Source organism: Bacillus cereus group sp. Bc031, from assembly GCF_027716265.1.
Taxonomy (GTDB): domain Bacteria; phylum Bacillota; class Bacilli; order Bacillales; family Bacillaceae_G; genus Bacillus_A; species Bacillus_A paranthracis.
In genome coordinates, this window is sequence record NZ_JAQFUL010000220.1 from 1 (window position 1) to 672 (window position 672).

Consider the following 672-nt stretch of genomic DNA (forward strand, 5'->3'; position numbering starts at 1 on the left):
CCTGTTGAATACAGAAATCATCTTCTTGATGCCGCCTAACTTTTTTTAAAATGTCCTTTACAAAGGGTACGGATTAAGTCTCACGTTCTTTTTTTACATTATACATTCATCTTTTCTTTCAGTTGTAATCCTGTAATAGACTCTAATACATCCATTGCTTCTCCAAATGTCATGTCAAAAATTGTTTTATCTTCTATGTATGGAAATTGTCTGAAACGCTTTTCTAACATTTTCACAGCATCCGACGTAAAGTGTGCACTATCGATGCCAAATTCTGTTTCAAGAAGAACGATCCAATCTAACACATGAAAACCTAATCCATTTACGAATGAAATAAGTTTTTCTTCTGACTGTGAAGATAAGAATACGTGTCGTTCCATCTCACTAAAAAGTTCTTCTCCTAAAATATCAGCTAATTCATCATCATGTTCGCGGTCAATGATTTCTTCATAACCATAATCATCTACAAGCTCCTCAACTTCTTCACTATCTGCAAAAAGTAATTGGCTAAGAAGTGCCTCTTTCTTAAATTCGCTATTTTGTACGACTTCTAAAAAGCTCGTTTCCCATCCATTTTCTAATTTCATATTATGTACTCCTCGTATATTATATTTAAGCTGTTATTTCAGCTTTAAATTCCCTTAATAAGAGACCCGTAAATTAATACTTGGA

General features: G+C 33.2%; 1 protein-coding gene. It reads right to left on the minus strand.

Features of this window, described 5'->3' with window-relative positions:
- Window positions 1-98: 98 nt before the first annotated feature.
- Window positions 99-587 carry a hypothetical protein gene (locus PDQ33_RS28980; protein ID WP_000764271.1) on the minus strand — a complete coding sequence of 163 codons (489 nt, stop codon included), beginning with the start codon at window positions 585-587 and terminating at the stop codon, window positions 99-101.
- Between the last annotated feature and the right edge of the window lie 85 nt (window positions 588-672).

Excerpts from the sequence above, each read along its gene's own strand:
- PDQ33_RS28980 (WP_000764271.1), bottom strand. The coding sequence starts at position 587 with ATGAAATTAGAAAATGGATGGGAAACGAGCTTTTTAGAAGTCGTACAA.